Annotated in this window: 14 protein-coding genes and 2 other annotated features; of the genes, 10 read left to right on the top strand and 4 right to left on the bottom strand. The window is 47.7% G+C overall.

All coding sequences use genetic code 11. The features are described 5' to 3' along the window. The first annotated feature begins 47 nt into the window (after positions 1 to 47). From HPY27_RS09010 to HPY27_RS08995, 4 genes are all read left to right on the top strand, one after another. On the top strand, positions 48 to 1,217 hold the full coding sequence (locus tag HPY27_RS09010; protein WP_174224808.1) for a MalY/PatB family protein: 1,170 nt from the start codon (positions 48 to 50) through the stop codon (positions 1,215 to 1,217). 78 nt (positions 1,218 to 1,295) lie between these two features. Next, positions 1,296 to 2,228 (top strand): glutaminase A, encoded by a 933-nt coding sequence (gene glsA, locus HPY27_RS09005; RefSeq protein WP_174224807.1) that lies wholly within the window; start codon positions 1,296 to 1,298, stop codon positions 2,226 to 2,228. Between the two features lie 93 nt (positions 2,229 to 2,321). After that, the gene (locus HPY27_RS09000; RefSeq protein WP_007725848.1) at positions 2,322 to 2,603 is read left to right on the top strand and encodes an Fpa/YlaN family protein; all 282 of its coding nucleotides are present in this window, start codon (positions 2,322 to 2,324) and stop codon (positions 2,601 to 2,603) included. Positions 2,604 to 2,711: 108 nt separating this feature from the next. After that, positions 2,712 to 2,951: a binding site (T-box leader), on the top strand. A 50-nt stretch (positions 2,952 to 3,001) separates the two neighbouring features. Further along, positions 3,002 to 3,239, top strand: a binding site (T-box leader). A 63-nt stretch (positions 3,240 to 3,302) separates the two neighbouring features. Continuing rightward, positions 3,303 to 4,637, top strand: a complete 1,335-nt coding sequence (locus HPY27_RS08995; protein WP_174224806.1) for a sodium-dependent transporter — start codon at positions 3,303 to 3,305, stop codon at positions 4,635 to 4,637. A 56-nt stretch (positions 4,638 to 4,693) separates the two neighbouring features. On the opposite strand, the gene cax is transcribed toward HPY27_RS08995, so the two are convergent. After that, positions 4,694 to 5,737: a calcium/proton exchanger gene (cax, locus tag HPY27_RS08990; protein WP_026043017.1), complete on the bottom strand. Its 1,044-nt coding sequence runs from the start codon at positions 5,735 to 5,737 to the stop codon at positions 4,694 to 4,696. Between the two features lie 102 nt (positions 5,738 to 5,839). Here cax and HPY27_RS08985 point away from each other — a divergent pair, with 102 nt between their 5' ends. Next, a complete protein-coding gene (locus HPY27_RS08985) occupies positions 5,840 to 6,100 on the top strand; it encodes a hypothetical protein (RefSeq protein WP_017247929.1) in 261 nt (86 codons plus the stop codon). Between the two features lie 61 nt (positions 6,101 to 6,161). Here the strand turns inward: HPY27_RS08985 and sleB are convergent, their stop codons facing one another. Then, complete coding sequence (gene sleB, locus HPY27_RS08980; RefSeq protein ID WP_017247930.1) at positions 6,162 to 6,929, bottom strand: spore cortex-lytic enzyme; 768 nt, start codon at positions 6,927 to 6,929, stop codon at positions 6,162 to 6,164. A gap of 150 nt (positions 6,930 to 7,079) precedes the next feature. Here sleB and HPY27_RS08975 point away from each other — a divergent pair, with 150 nt between their 5' ends. Beyond that, positions 7,080 to 8,708 carry a thiamine pyrophosphate-binding protein gene (locus HPY27_RS08975; protein WP_174224805.1) on the top strand — a complete coding sequence of 543 codons (1,629 nt, stop codon included), beginning with the start codon at positions 7,080 to 7,082 and terminating at the stop codon, positions 8,706 to 8,708. A 75-nt stretch (positions 8,709 to 8,783) separates the two neighbouring features. After that, a complete protein-coding gene (locus HPY27_RS08970; RefSeq protein ID WP_174224804.1) occupies positions 8,784 to 9,125 on the top strand; it encodes an Asp23/Gls24 family envelope stress response protein in 342 nt (113 codons plus the stop codon). A 46-nt stretch (positions 9,126 to 9,171) separates the two neighbouring features. Here HPY27_RS08970 and ftsW read toward each other — a convergent pair whose 3' ends face one another. Beyond that, positions 9,172 to 10,341, bottom strand: coding sequence for a putative lipid II flippase FtsW (gene ftsW / locus HPY27_RS08965; protein ID WP_017247933.1), 1,170 nt, complete (start codon positions 10,339 to 10,341; stop codon positions 9,172 to 9,174). A 67-nt stretch (positions 10,342 to 10,408) separates the two neighbouring features. Continuing rightward, entirely contained in the window at positions 10,409 to 10,753 is a 345-nt protein-coding gene (locus HPY27_RS08960) for a YugN family protein (protein WP_017247934.1), read from the bottom strand. A gap of 151 nt (positions 10,754 to 10,904) precedes the next feature. On the opposite strand from HPY27_RS08960, the gene HPY27_RS08955 reads away from it, so the two are divergent. From HPY27_RS08955 to HPY27_RS08945, 3 genes are all read left to right on the top strand, one after another. Next, positions 10,905 to 11,345: a CBS domain-containing protein gene (locus HPY27_RS08955; RefSeq protein WP_017247935.1), complete on the top strand. Its 441-nt coding sequence runs from the start codon at positions 10,905 to 10,907 to the stop codon at positions 11,343 to 11,345. Positions 11,346 to 11,459: 114 nt separating this feature from the next. Further along, positions 11,460 to 12,497 (top strand): MerR family transcriptional regulator, encoded by a 1,038-nt coding sequence (locus HPY27_RS08950; protein WP_174224803.1) that lies wholly within the window; start codon positions 11,460 to 11,462, stop codon positions 12,495 to 12,497. A gap of 381 nt (positions 12,498 to 12,878) precedes the next feature. After that, entirely contained in the window at positions 12,879 to 13,589 is a 711-nt protein-coding gene (locus tag HPY27_RS08945) for a thermonuclease family protein (protein ID WP_174224802.1), read from the top strand. Positions 13,590 to 13,709 lie beyond the last annotated feature (120 nt).

Below are 13,709 nucleotides of genomic sequence, written 5' to 3'. Positions count from 1 at the left end.
TTTATGCTGTGTGTATACATGTGAAGGGAATAAGGGAGGGAACGAAAGTGTACGATTTTGATCAGCGCATCGAACGCAGAGGGACAGATAGTGTCAAATGGGAGATTCAGAATCCAAAAGTGAACGGTGAAGGAATGCTTCCGCTCTGGGTGGCGGATATGGATTTTGCTTGCGCTCCTGAAATCACAGAGGCACTGATCAAACGCGCGAGTCACCCGATATACGGATACACGTTGAAGTCAAATGCTCTTTTTCAGAGCTTGAAAGAGTGGATACACAAGCGATTTGGTGTAGAGGTAGAAGTGAGCTGGATGACAGGTATACCTGGGGTCGTTCCTGGCATACACGTAGCCGTAGAGGCTTTTACAGCCCCGGGAGATGGTGTTTTGATCCAGACGCCTGTGTACCACCCTTTTTATCATGCAGTCGAAAATCGCGGACGTCACGTCGTTACCAGCCCACTCTTGGAGCGTGACGGGCGTTATGAAATGAATTGGGATGACCTCACACAAAAGCTGAGCGACCCGCGGGTGAAGCTCATGCTACTCTGCACACCCCATAATCCGATCGGGCGAGTATGGACCAGAGAAGAGCTGGAGCGCTTGGGAAGATTGTGTGTAGAAAATGGCGTGATTGTGGTTGCCGATGAGATTCATTCGGATTTGGTCTATGAGCCAAATGTTCATACGCCTTACTATTCGCTGGCACCGGAATTGGCCAACCAGAGTGTGACCTTCCTATCAGCCGCCAAAACGTTTAATTTGGCTGGTCTGTATACTTCCTATTTGATGACAGAAAATCAGCAATTATTGCGGAACTTTTCCATCACGGCATCCAAAATGGGCTACGAGAATCTGAATCTATTTGGAATGGAAGCAACGATTGCTGCCTACCAACATGGAGAAGCATGGCTGGAAGAACTGTTGATCTACTTACGTAAGAATGCAGCTTATGTGCATGAGTTTTTATCGACTCGTATTCCTGGGGTATCCATGGCACTTCCGGAAGCGACATACTTGGGGTGGATGGATTTTAGACAGCTAGGACATAGTCAGGCGGAGTTGAGCAAGCTCATTCGTGAGGATGCAAAGCTTGGTTTGCACGATGGTACAACGTTTGGACAGGATGGTGCAGGGTTCATGCGAATCAATTTTGCTTGCCCGAGATCGATTCTAGTCGAAGCGATGGAACGATTGGAGCACGCCGTGCAGAAGTAGGGATAATTTGACATGTCTCATGTAGAAATCTACAATCGAATCTATATACATCGACGTAATAGACTGAGGGGTTTTTCGATGGATTTGAAACAAGCGTCCGAACAATTGGAGCAAGTACGCAATCAGTCACTTGCGTATACAAACAAGGGGAGTGTAGCGTCCTACATCCCTGAATTGGCAAAAGTCAATTCACATCAATTGGGAGTGGCTGTATGCTTGCCCGATGGGACGATCCTTTCTACTGGGGATGCAGATGTGCCTTTCTCGATGCAAAGTATCTCCAAGATTTTCTCTCTGATCGTCGCCTTATGCCAGAACGGAAAGGAATACGTGTTTCGGCATGTGGGGAAAGAACCAACTGGAGACCCGTTTAATTCGATTATTAAGCTGGAGACGACCGAATCCCATAAACCACTGAACCCGATGATCAATGCAGGAGCCATTGCGGTTGCGGGCATGATTCGCGGTGCCAACGTGGACGAGCGGCTAGATGCTGTGATGGCTTTGATGCGGAAAATGACGGGGAATCCTCATCTTTCTATTAATCAAGCTGTTTATTGTTCTGAAAAGAAAACGGCTGATCGCAATCGTGCCCTCGCTTGGTTTCTAAAGGACAGCGGCATTCTGGAATCGGATGTAGAAGAGACGCTTGATCTGTATTTTCGCCATTGCTCGATAGAAGTGACAGCGAAGGAAGTAGCGACACTAGGAATGGTGCTTGCAGCAGACGGAATTCTCGTGAATACAGGTGAGAGAGTGATTCCAGAAGAAGTAGCGCGAATCTGCAAGACTTTCATGGTGACTTGTGGGATGTACAATGCCTCTGGTGAGTTTGCGATTGACGTAGGAATCCCCGCGAAAAGTGGGGTTGCCGGCGGTATTATGGCAACAGTGCCACAGCGAATGGGGATTGGCGTGTTCGGTCCAGCCCTGGATGAAAAAGGAAATTCGGTAGCCGGTGTCAAGCTGTTGGAGCTGCTTTCAAAAGAGTGGAAGCTTGGTATCTTTTAGCTTCTTGCAGTTGATCTGTCTTCTCCCCTTTTCAAATGGCCCAGAATCGCGTACTATGTATGATAAGGATGGAGGCAAACGGAGGGATAGGTTTTGACAGAAATTAAGGTTCCCGATCTGGAACAAAAAGCGCTAGCGTTGCTTCAAGCAGACGCCGACAAAATTTACAAGCTGATCGACGTACAGATGGAAAACCTGACCATGCCACAGTGCCCACTGTATGAAGAAGTGCTGGATACCCAAATGTTCGGGCTTTCTCGTGAAGTAGAGTACGCGGTCCGCTTAGGACTGATTAGCGAAGACATTGGTCGAGAAATTATGGGGTCATTGGAACGTAAATTGGCCCATCTTCATGAACTGTTTAATCAAAAGTAAGGCGAGGAGAGCGGCGATTATCCTCGCTTTTCATTTTGTTGAAAGAAAAAACACTTGCCTATTTCGTATATTTATATTAAATTAAACTCTATAATTTTTTATTAATTTTGAAATGCAATGACGGAGACTAGTATGCGGAATCACCGCTTGTCAGGGAGAAGCTGCCTTAGACTGAAAGCAGCTTTGAAGCGCGCCCCGTAGAATTCCCTCCTGAGCAGCCCTCTCAATGGCATTTGCCTAGTAGGAGGAATCGGGTCATTCCCGTTATCAATGATGGAGAGAAGTGCGTAGGGAATCTGTATCCCGTGCACTTAATCAGGGTGGTACCGCGAATAACTCGTCCCTTTTTTGGACGGGTTTTTTTTATTTTCGCAAGACGCCCAACAACCGAATCATAGAAACAAGCGAGGAAAGAGACTAGTAAACGGACCTGCTGCATGACAGGGAAGGCTGCCATAGACTGAGAGCAGCCTGATGTAAGCCCCGTTGAATTCACTCTTGAGCTGACCTCTGAACGCAGGCGCCGCCAGTAGGAGAGTCCGGGTCATACCCGTTATCAATGACGAAGCGAGGCATCGCCAATAGGGGATGTCTAAGTAGGGTGGTACCGCGAGAAATAAGTAACTCGTCCCTTTTTGGGGCGGGTTTTTTTGTATCCATTTTTGAGCATAAAAAGAATATCTTTGGAGGGTGAAAACTATGAAACAAGCCGAACAATGGACGAGCAGGCTCGGCTTCATCTTGGCAGCGGCAGGCTCGGCGATTGGACTGGGGGCCATTTGGAAATTTCCTTATATGGTTGGAACGAGCGGTGGTGGAGCATTCTTTCTGCTATTCATCATCTTTACGCTAGTAATTGGTCTTCCGTTGTTGCTAGGAGAATTCACAATCGGACGCAGTACACAAAAAGAGGCGATCAGTGCGTATAAAACCATTGCGCCTGGCTCACTCTGGCATTGGATCGGTCGCCTTGGTGTGATCACTTGCTTCTTGCTCTTGTCCTTTTACAGTGTGGTGGGAGGTTGGATTCTTAGTTATCTTCTTCGCGGGTTTACTGGTCAATTGCAAGGGCCAGCTTATGACAAAGTGTTTGGTGACGTCATCGGTGATCCTGTTAGTGCAGTAGTCGCCCAGCTGGTTTTCATGCTCATTACTGCGTGGGTAGTAGCGAGAGGCGTACAGAGTGGAATTGAGTCCGCTAACAAGTACATGATGCCTGGTTTGTTCCTTTTATTTATGGTATTGATGGTTCGTTCCTTGACGTTGGATGGGGCGATGGATGGGGTTTCCTTCTTTCTGCGTCCTGATTTTTCCAAGCTGAGTGCTGAATCGATCCTGTACGCATTGGGTCAATCCTTTTTCGCGCTGAGCGTCGGGGTGTCCGTCATGGTTACGTACAGCTCGTATCTTGCCAAAAACGAAAGTCTGGTTCGTTCTGCTGGATCGATTGTCAGTTTGAATCTGCTCGTATCGCTGTTTGCCGGTTTGGCGATTTTCCCAGCAGTCTTCTCCCTTGGAGTAGAACCAACAGCGGGGCCGGGATTACTGTTTATCGTACTGCCTTCCGTGTTTGAACAAATTGCCTTCGGTAGCATTTTTCTGTTAATCTTTTTGGCGCTTTTCCTTTTCGCTACATTGACTTCGGCTTTTTCCATGCTAGAAATTATCGTTGCTTCTCTTGCAAAAGGAGACGAAAAGAAACGCAAACGTCTCGCCTGGATGATTGGTCTGTTGATTTTTATCGTCGGTGTACCATCGGCTTTGTCATTCGGCGTATGGAGCGAGGTTACGCTGTTCGGCAAGTCTATTTTCGATGCGATGGACTTTTTGGTCAGCAATATCTTGATGCCGCTTGGAGCGCTGCTCATTTCGATCTTCGTTCCTTTGAAAATGAAGCGCGAGACCTTGATAAACGAGCTGGGGGCGCATACTTCTCTGGGCAAACGCTTGTTTGTCATTTGGCTTCTCCTGATTAAATATGTAGCACCTATCGCGATTCTGGCAGTTTTCCTGCAAATGCTGGGTATCTGGTAAAACAACGAAAGGCTTCGCCACAGAGGATGGCGGAGCCTTTGTTTTATTCCTGCGCCCTACGCGAAGAAAAAGACCGTACCCAAAATAATATACACCGTCAACAGAAGTACACCTTCAAACCAGTTCGTAGCGCCATCCCGTGTGATGGAAATCGTAATAAAGGTAGCAACTCCGATCGCAGCCAATTCAAAGGTAGTGAACACAATGTCCATAGGATTTCCTAGCAAAAGACTGATGATGACGAGAGTAGGGGCTACGAACAAGGCAATCTGCAGGCTGGAGCCGATCGCGATCTCGACTGCTGCACCGATGCGACCTTTTAGTGCCAAAAGCAAGGCAGCGCTGTGCTCTGCGGCATTCCCGATGATCGCAATGACAAAAGCACCGACGAATAACTCCGACCACCCTAACGATTCGGAGACATGCTGTACACCCTCTACCAGCCATTCCGAGACAACGGCCACGAAAAAAGTGGAGACAGCAAGCATTAAGAGAGAGACACCCTTTGACCATACCGCATCACTTTCTTGCGGCTCGATATCCGATAAAAAATCGCTGTGGGTAATCATCGAGAAGATAAGCCACAAAATGTAGGCAATGATGAGCAGGCTGGCGATGACGATGCTGATGATCTCCACCTTGATCATAGGCAGATCGAACATGAAGACTGCCGGTATGAACAAAGCGACGATCGCGAGTGTCATCAGGGAAGCATTGTGACTTGCCAGTCTGCTATTAAAGGTTTGTTCTTTGTATTTTAGACCGCCCAGAAACGTGCTCAAGCCAAGAACCAACAGCATATTTCCGATGATTGCACCCGTAATAGAGGCCTTGACCATATCGAACAAGCCTTCTTTCACCAGGAAAAAAGCAATAATGAGTTCTGCGGCATTTCCGAAGGTAGCGTTAAGAAAGCCGCCGATTCGGTCCCCAGCATAATGGGCGACGCTCTCTGTCGATTTTCCGAGCCAAGCCGCCAAAAAAATGATGGCAAGTGAAGACGTGACGAATTGGAGCATTTCATTTCCAGAAAAATAGTGGGCGTAAAGAGCTAACAGCATGCTTCCGCCTACTAATGAGAAAAAGAGTCTCAAGTTCATATCATCACCTCAGTAGTTTTTACTCATCCCTAAAACCTCATAGGTATAGAGTTCCTGTTCTGGACAAAACTAACCATAAACAAGAAAAGTGAGGTGTTTTTTATGACCCAGCCTTTGTTGTGCCCGACATGTAAATCGAATCGGATGAGGTTCACTGTCATCGAGCAGACCCCTCGCTATATTAGACTGGACCCACAGTCAGGCGAAGTCGTAGCGGAACTCCATCAAGAACAGCTCGATATGTTTCACCAGCCGTACAAAGGTGAGAACTATATGATACAATGTGGAGTTTGCGGGACCACAGAACCGGAAGAGCGTTTTGTCAAAATGGCCCAGCACATGCAATCACAACGTTCGAAATGAAACGCGAAAAAGGAAAACAGGCACGCAGCTTACGACTGTTGTGCCTGTTTTTTATGGAATGCTAGCGGCAAAAAATGTGTCTGCCGATCTTTTTGATTTGAGGGCGGCTCCAAATCCAACCGGATGTAGCTGTATCCGGGTTGAAATAATAAATGGCACCGTCTGTTGGGTCCCAACCTTTAAGCGCATCATTCACTGCTTTTTTTGCCTGCTCGTTCGGTGCCAGCCAAATCTGACCATCCGCAACAGCTGTAAAGGCACGAGGTTCGAAGATAACGCCCGCTGGTGTATTGGGAAAGGATGCGTTCTTCGTCCGGTTCAGAATAACAGCAGCAACTGCTACTTGGCCAATATAAGGCTCTCCACGCGATTCTCCGTACACGGCATTCGCCATCAAGCGCAGGTCGTTCTCTGATACTCCCGCTGCGTGATACGTAGGTTTAGAAGGCGTAGTAGGCTTCGACGGTGCAGGAGTTGCGGTTTGTGGAACCCCGAGATCAGAAGCAGTAGGCTTATAATTTTTCGTTGCGTTGTACAGCTTTACTTTCGTTTGCGAGCCGAGGACACCATCTACGGTCATACCAAACTCATACTGAAAGTTACGCAACGCCCAATATGAACGCCACCCGAATACGCCGTCTACTTTTCCCGTATAAAATCCAAGGTGCTTCAAACGATACTGCATTTCACGCACGTCTGAGCCTTCTGCCCCTACTTTGACAATCTGCTTACTGAATGCATCTGAGCGCAACGGAGATACCATAACCGCAGTCGTAACCAGAAGTGCGAATACTACTACAGCTAGCAGCCATTTGACAGGCTGTTTCATTTCTTACCCTCCTTCGGGTATGGATTTGAATATCAGTTGATTATTGTTAGGTTCTCCAACTTCCGTCATTTTGGCCTTAGTAAAATACTGGAGAATGCGTAGACTACGAGTAATGTATTTCCACTTTAGTTCTGGAAGGGGAAGATTTTGATGCAGGTCGCGCAATTTTTGACGGAACAATTGATCAGATGGGGAGTAAAACGAATATACGGGGTGGCAGGTGACGGTATCTTTGCCTGGCTGGATCAGATCGCGAAGCAATCCGACATTCAATATATTGCCTGCAAGCATGAATCTGCTGCGGCTATGATGGCAAGTGCGGAAGCAAAACTGACGGGAATTCCGGCTGTTTGTACCGCGACGATGGGGCCGGGTTTCGTGAATTTGCTGAATGGACTTGCAGATGCGCATACAGATCGCGCACCTGTCATTGCAATTACAGGACAAGTGGAGACATACAAGCTGGGTGGCGCGTACAAGCAGTTTATCTCACAAGAAGACATGATACGGCCCATCAGTTTTTATTCGACGACGATTACGCATCCAGATGCCATCCAAAGTGTTTTGCACAAAGCATTTGTCACAGCTATGCAGCAAAAAGGAGTGACACATCTCTCCATTTGCAAGGACGTCTTTACGCAATCGACTTCAGATGCAGTCCTTCCAGCACTTCCACGCATTCCACATGCCATTTATCCTGATCGAATGGAGATCGAGCTCGCTTGCGAGCAGGTTGCGAAAGCGCAAAAGCCTCTCATACTGCTTGGTATCGGTGCCCGCAAGTTGGCGGATTCGTGTGTGAAGCTAGCGGAACAGCTAGGGGCAGGCGTGTTGCTGTCGCTCGGAGCAAAAGGGGCGGTAGATGAATCTCATCCACTGGTGATCGGCGGATGGGGAGAAGGGGGCAGCGAAACAACTTTACATGCCTTAGCGGAAGCAGATTTGTTGCTGATTTTGGGAGCGAGCTGGTTCCCTCGCGCTTTTTTGCCAAAGAAACTGTCCGTCATTCAAGTAGATCATCAGCCTGGATCGATACATGCACATCCCTACCTCCAGTCTGTCACGGCTGAATTGGACGATGTTCTGCCGATCTGGATGAGACGCTTGCAATCACGCAGACAGGACGATGCGTGGCAGGAACAGATCAAGCGGTGGCATGGAGAGTTTGGCGAGGAGACAGAGCAAGCAGTCATTCAACAAGTGAGTGAGCAAGTAAAACCACAAACCTTGATGCATACGCTTGGGGGAGTGGTCAATGAAGATGCGATTATCGTCCTAGATACGGGTGAGCACACGATCTGGTTTAATCGTGCGTTCCGTGGGAAAAAACAGACCCCACTCTTTTCAGGGAAGTGGCGGACGATGGGATTTGGGTTGCCTGCGGCTGTGGCTGCAAAGCTCACCTATCCTGAGAAACAGGTCGTCTGCGTCGCTGGGGATGGGGGATTGCAAATGAATCTGGCAGAACTTATGACAGCGGCCGAGCTCCAACTTCCGATTGTGATTCTCGTGGTGAACAATGGGACATTAGGATTGGAAGAGGTCAAAATGAGTCAGGCGGGCTTGATCCCTTTTGGAGTGAAATTGCGTAATCCAGATTTTCAACAATTGGCGAATGCTTGCGGAATCAGTGGCAAGGTCGTCAAAGAGGTACATACCTTGGAGTCGGTATTGCGGGAGGCGCTTGCTGCAGATCAGTTGACACTCGTTGACATTCATTGCACATCTCCGACACTAACGGAGAGAAAAAAACAAATTTCCTTCCAAGCCCAAGCATGATTTGTTTATAATGAAAGAAAAGGCAAATGAAACCAGTGGGAGAAGTACGAAACGGGCGAAGAGGAGGGCGTCCTGATGGCTGATGGACTTGGCGAAATCAGAGTAGCAGATCAGGTGATCGCGATCATTGCTGGGGTTGCTGTAGAAGAAGTGTTGGAAGTCACAGTTCGTTCAGGCGGAATCTATCAAGATTTGGCGAAAAAGCTGAATGGCGGCGCGAAAGGCATTACCGTTTCCGTAATAGAAGACAGAGTCACCATTGACATGCGTGTATCCGTCCGTTATGGGGCGCAGATCCATCACGTCTGTCACGTCCTACAGGAAAAAATAAAAGAAGCGGTGGAAACATTGACAGGTCTTTATGTGGAAGCCGTGAATGTACGGGTGGAAACAATCGAACTCCTTCGAAATGAGTAAGAAAAAAGGGATACTGGACGCATCCGGTATCCCTTATATTTGTTTCTTACATGGCATATGGCTGTTTTTGTAATTGCTCTTCTACCTTCTGGCGACTGACTTCCCGCGATATACTGAGTAAAAAGCCAGTGGCGAGCAGACATACAAGTAAAGAGGAACCACCATAACTGATAAACGGCAGTGGTACACCTGTCAGTGGAATCAAACCCGTTACTCCGCCAATGTTTAGGATCGCCTGAATGGCGAACATGCTGACAACACCGATTCCTGCCAGACTGGCAAAGGTGTCTTTTACGCGCAGACAAATATGGATGCCGCGCAGCAGGAAAAGCAAATAGATCAAGAGGAACACAGAGGCGCCGATAAAACCAAGCTCTTCTGTCATGATCGAGAAAATAAAATCGGTATGCCTCTCCGGCAGATACAAATACTTTTGAATGCTTTTTCCAAAGCCTGTCCCAGTCAGACCGCCATGTGCAATTGCAATCCAGGATTGAATGATGTTGTAGCCAGTGCCGTCCATATCACTCCACGGATTGAGATAAGAGTAAATCCGATTTAAGGCATGGGGCTTTGCTGTGATGTATACCAATAGGGCAACAGTCACAGCCGGTGCACCGAGACCGATCAATTGGCGGATTTTGGCCCCACCGCAGATCATGACAATCAAAGCGCATCCGAGCAAGATGGCGGCAGAACCAAGGTCGGGTTGGACTACAATTAGCATAAAAAACATCCCCGTTACCATCAGTGGGGGCATCAAACCGGATTTCAGCTTTTGTATCCCGTTTCCTTTTTTGGAGATGATCGCTGCCAAGTACAGAATAAGGCCAAGCTTGGCAAACTCCGCAGGCTGAATGGTTGCAGAACCGATTTCAAACCACGATCGAGCTCCGTTAACTTGCTTACCAATACCTGGAATAAGAACCAGGAGCAAAGAAAAGAAGCTGACGAGCGCAATCAATAAGAAATTTCTCTTATAAAAGGAGAAGGGAATGTTCATGGCCACCAGCATCCCAACGACACCGACCAGCAAGAAAACCGATTGACGTTTCACGAAATAAAGCTCATCTCCGCCACAATAATCACAGCCGCCACTTGTAAAACTGGTCAATGCGAAAATAGAGCTGGAGCTGAGCACCATGGTTATGCCAAACCCAACAAGTAGGGCGGTCAAAAACAGGAGCAAGAAGTCGGGAACGCCCCTCGTCTTCATAAAAATACCCCCCCTCTACGTGAAACAGAGAGGGGATTCCTCTCTGTACACCGTGCCATTTCATTTTTTAGTGTGAGGACAGCTTTTCGCCCAGCATTTGCAGCTTCAATTTCGCTGTTTTTACAACGGAGTCTGGCATTGGGTAATCGTAATCCAGACCGTGTGGGAAAAGATGTTTGCCCATATAAGGATCTTCGAGCTTCAGTACGGAGTGCGAATCCTCAAGTTTGCCTTCTGATACGTTCGCTTCGATACGCAGGTAGAAGACATTGCCTTTATCATGGATTTTATAATCGTATGTAGCATGCTTGTAATCCCAAGCGCCGCGATCAAAGCCGAGTTCGCTCATGTAGTGCTCCAGATCGGCGAAAAAGACTTCTTTCGTGCCAATTCCCGTGTCCTTAATGACCATTCTTTTTCCTCCTAAAAATGGGTGAGATATTCACTTATTAATCATAGTCTGTTTTTGGAAGAAGCGCAATATATCATACTCTTTCTTGCGCATGAAACGATAGAGGAGAGGACAAACTACAATCGTTGATTAGCAAAAGGAGGAGAATGAAATGGCGAAGCTGGAAAATCGCACATTGCGCGAAATTATGACAAAAGATGTCGCTACTGTGACGCTTAAGGATAATGTGTATGAAGTGGCTTGCAAAATGCGCGATTGGAATGTAGGGGTCATTCCGGTTGTGGATGAAAAAGAGGATGTGATCGGGATCATTACGGACCGCGATATCGTCATTCGCGGTTTGGCTGAAAAGCATGAGGGATCGACTGCCACCGAGGTGGTCATGACACGGGACATTATTCTTGGGCAACCAGGAACGACTGTCGATGAAGCGGCCAGGATCATGGCCCAGCATCAAATTCGTCGATTGCCTGTTGTCGAGAAAGGCAAGCTGGTCGGAATTGTGGCGTTGGCAGATATGGCTGTTCGTCAAGTTCACCACGATGAGGCGAGTGACGCTCTCCAGCAAATTTCTGAGCCGGCGACACATTAATATGATAGAAACGAGCTGTCGGAAAGAATCCGGCAGCTTTTTTTCATTCGTTCTGTACATTCACGCTGCGTCAAGGTTTATGATAGAAAAAGAATGATACAGGGAGAGAGTTCCATGCAAATCAAAGACATGGCCCATCGCTTGCAAATAACTCCGCGTGCGATTCGATATTATGAAGAAAAAGGGCTGATCAAGCCATCGAAAGCAGATGCGTCCGGGTATCGCCAGTTCACAGAGGAAGATGTCTGGAGGCTGCAAACCATCATGACACTGCGCGAGGTCGGGATGGCGGTAGAAGACATTCGGGAGCTCCTGATTCAAATGAAAGATCAGGAAGGCAGTCTTCTCCATTATTTAGAGCTGCAGCGTTCGTTTATGTATACAAGATGGGTAGAAATGAGCAAAGTCATCCAAACGACAGAAGCGATGATTGAACGGATAAAGGGTAGAGAATCGATTGATCCAGGCGAGCTGTTTACATTGGCAGAAGCGAACAAGCGATTGAAGCAGACACGGGATAACTGGGTGGATCGATGGAATTTTAATGAATGGGCGGACCGCTATGACGAATGGGTACATGGCGGGAATGGTCATGAATCATACGAAAACGTGCTGGATGAGGTTGTTGCGACTGTTGCGGTTAAATCAGGAGAGTGCGGTCTGGATGCCGGAACGGGTACAGGAAACCTCGCAGGGCGTCTCGTGAAAAAAGGAGCCAGGATGAGCGGGTTCGACCAATCTCCGCAAATGCTGAAGCAATGCAGAGCGAAACACCCAGAGGTCGAGACGAAGCTGGGAACCTTTTTCGCATTTCCATTTTTAGAAAATCGATTTGACTTTGTGGCTACGAGTTACGCCTTGCACCATTTGACGGATGATCAGAAGCAGCTTGCCTTGGCGGAATGTCGCCGCGTGTTAAAACCAGGGGGACGGTTGGTCATTGCCGATTTAATGTTTGAGGATCAGGCGCATAGACAAGCTCATCTTGATACCCTAAGGGAGGCAGGTCATACGAGAGTGATAGCAGATATTCAGGACCGCTGTTATGCCGATCGCTCCCGATTGCTACAGGAGCTTGCCAATCTTGGTTTTACGAATGAAGGAAAACAGCTAGGTACCTATACGCATTTGATCTTGTCTACTTGTAAGTAATTCATTCCCGAAACGTTTTTTCAAAAAGTCGACTTTTGAACACGCATTTTACTTTTGGGCTCTTCCAACTACTGGCACGCGTCTAGCCTTTTGCATAGGCTGTAGCGAGAAGGAAAGGAGGACTCCGCCATGGGTCTGTTTGACGGTTTTTTTGATCGCGAAAACGAGGAATTTATATGGATTATTATTGTCGTGGTCGTCCTGTTGTTCTTGTTTAGCGCCGATCGTGACTAAAATCTGGACGTATAGACAAAACGACCTTTGCGTGAAGGTCGTTTTTTTCGTTAGGAAAAAACGGACTGCTTTTCTATCCTATTGACCTGGGTTGGCAAATCCACTACGCTGGAAAACAATGCAACGTAGAAGAGGAGAAGGAAGTCTATGAAACAATTAACCGTATTTCTGCTCGCACTGGTTCTTTTGCTATCGGCATGTGGAGCGTCCGGTCAGCCAGAAGCTAACGGCGAGATAGATGCTGTGATCAAACGAGTGGTTGATGGCGATACATTCGAGTTGGACAGCGGGGAAAAAGTCCGTATGATTGGCGTAGATACCCCAGAGACAGTAAAACCCAACCATCCGGTCGAACCGTATGGAAAAGAAGCGAGCAATTACTCCAAGGAGCTTTTAACTGGCAAAAAGGTCAAGCTGAAGTTCGATGTCGAGCCTTATGACAAGTACAAGCGTTTGCTTGCTTACGTATATTTGGAAGACGGCACCTTTGTCAATGAAAAGCTCGTTCGTGATGGCTACGCCCGGATCATGACGATCCCACCGAATGTAGCTCAAGCAGATCTGTTCCTGGCAGCGGAGAGGGAAGCACGGGAGCAGAATCGCGGGCTGTGGGCTTTAGAAGGGCAGCAGGCAGAGGCTCCTAAGGAAAAAGCCAAGCCCCAAAAACAGTCCAAGGACAATACGGCGGCTGTCACCGCGCCACCTGAAGGCAAAACCATCAAGGGCAATATCAACAGCAAAGGCGAGAAAATCTATCACGTTTCAGGCTCCGCTAGCTACGAGCAAACAAAAGCGGAGGTGTGGTTTGCGACGGAGGAAGAAGCGCAGCAAGCAGGTTTTCGGGCGCCAAAACGATAGCCATGCAAGAAAAAGTAGCCGCATAAATGTATATGCAAGCCTCGTCCGCCTTGGCAGTCGGGGCTTTTTCATTGTCGAAAAGAATTCTATAAATGTTACAGAACGATGTTGTATGATAAA

It is taken from the genome of Brevibacillus sp. HB1.1, assembly GCF_013332445.1.
Classification (GTDB): domain Bacteria; phylum Bacillota; class Bacilli; order Brevibacillales; family Brevibacillaceae; genus Brevibacillus; species Brevibacillus porteri.
Note: the sequence above shows the minus strand (reverse complement) of the source record. Positions and strands in the feature narration are given on the sequence as shown.

Coding starts and splice junctions, on each gene's coding strand:
- glsA (WP_174224807.1), top strand. CDS start 1,296: ATGGATTTGAAACAAGCGTCCGAACAATTGGAGCAAGTACGCAATCAG.
- HPY27_RS08995 (WP_174224806.1), top strand. CDS start 3,303: ATGAAACAAGCCGAACAATGGACGAGCAGGCTCGGCTTCATCTTGGCA.
- cax (WP_026043017.1), bottom strand. CDS start 5,737: ATGAACTTGAGACTCTTTTTCTCATTAGTAGGCGGAAGCATGCTGTTA.
- HPY27_RS08985 (WP_017247929.1), top strand. CDS start 5,840: ATGACCCAGCCTTTGTTGTGCCCGACATGTAAATCGAATCGGATGAGG.
- sleB (WP_017247930.1), bottom strand. CDS start 6,929: ATGAAACAGCCTGTCAAATGGCTGCTAGCTGTAGTAGTATTCGCACTT.
- HPY27_RS08975 (WP_174224805.1), top strand. CDS start 7,080: ATGCAGGTCGCGCAATTTTTGACGGAACAATTGATCAGATGGGGAGTA.
- HPY27_RS08970 (WP_174224804.1), top strand. CDS start 8,784: ATGGCTGATGGACTTGGCGAAATCAGAGTAGCAGATCAGGTGATCGCG.
- ftsW (WP_017247933.1), bottom strand. CDS start 10,341: ATGAAGACGAGGGGCGTTCCCGACTTCTTGCTCCTGTTTTTGACCGCC.
- HPY27_RS08960 (WP_017247934.1), bottom strand. CDS start 10,753: ATGGTCATTAAGGACACGGGAATTGGCACGAAAGAAGTCTTTTTCGCC.
- HPY27_RS08955 (WP_017247935.1), top strand. CDS start 10,905: ATGGCGAAGCTGGAAAATCGCACATTGCGCGAAATTATGACAAAAGAT.
- HPY27_RS08950 (WP_174224803.1), top strand. CDS start 11,460: ATGCAAATCAAAGACATGGCCCATCGCTTGCAAATAACTCCGCGTGCG.
- HPY27_RS08945 (WP_174224802.1), top strand. CDS start 12,879: ATGAAACAATTAACCGTATTTCTGCTCGCACTGGTTCTTTTGCTATCG.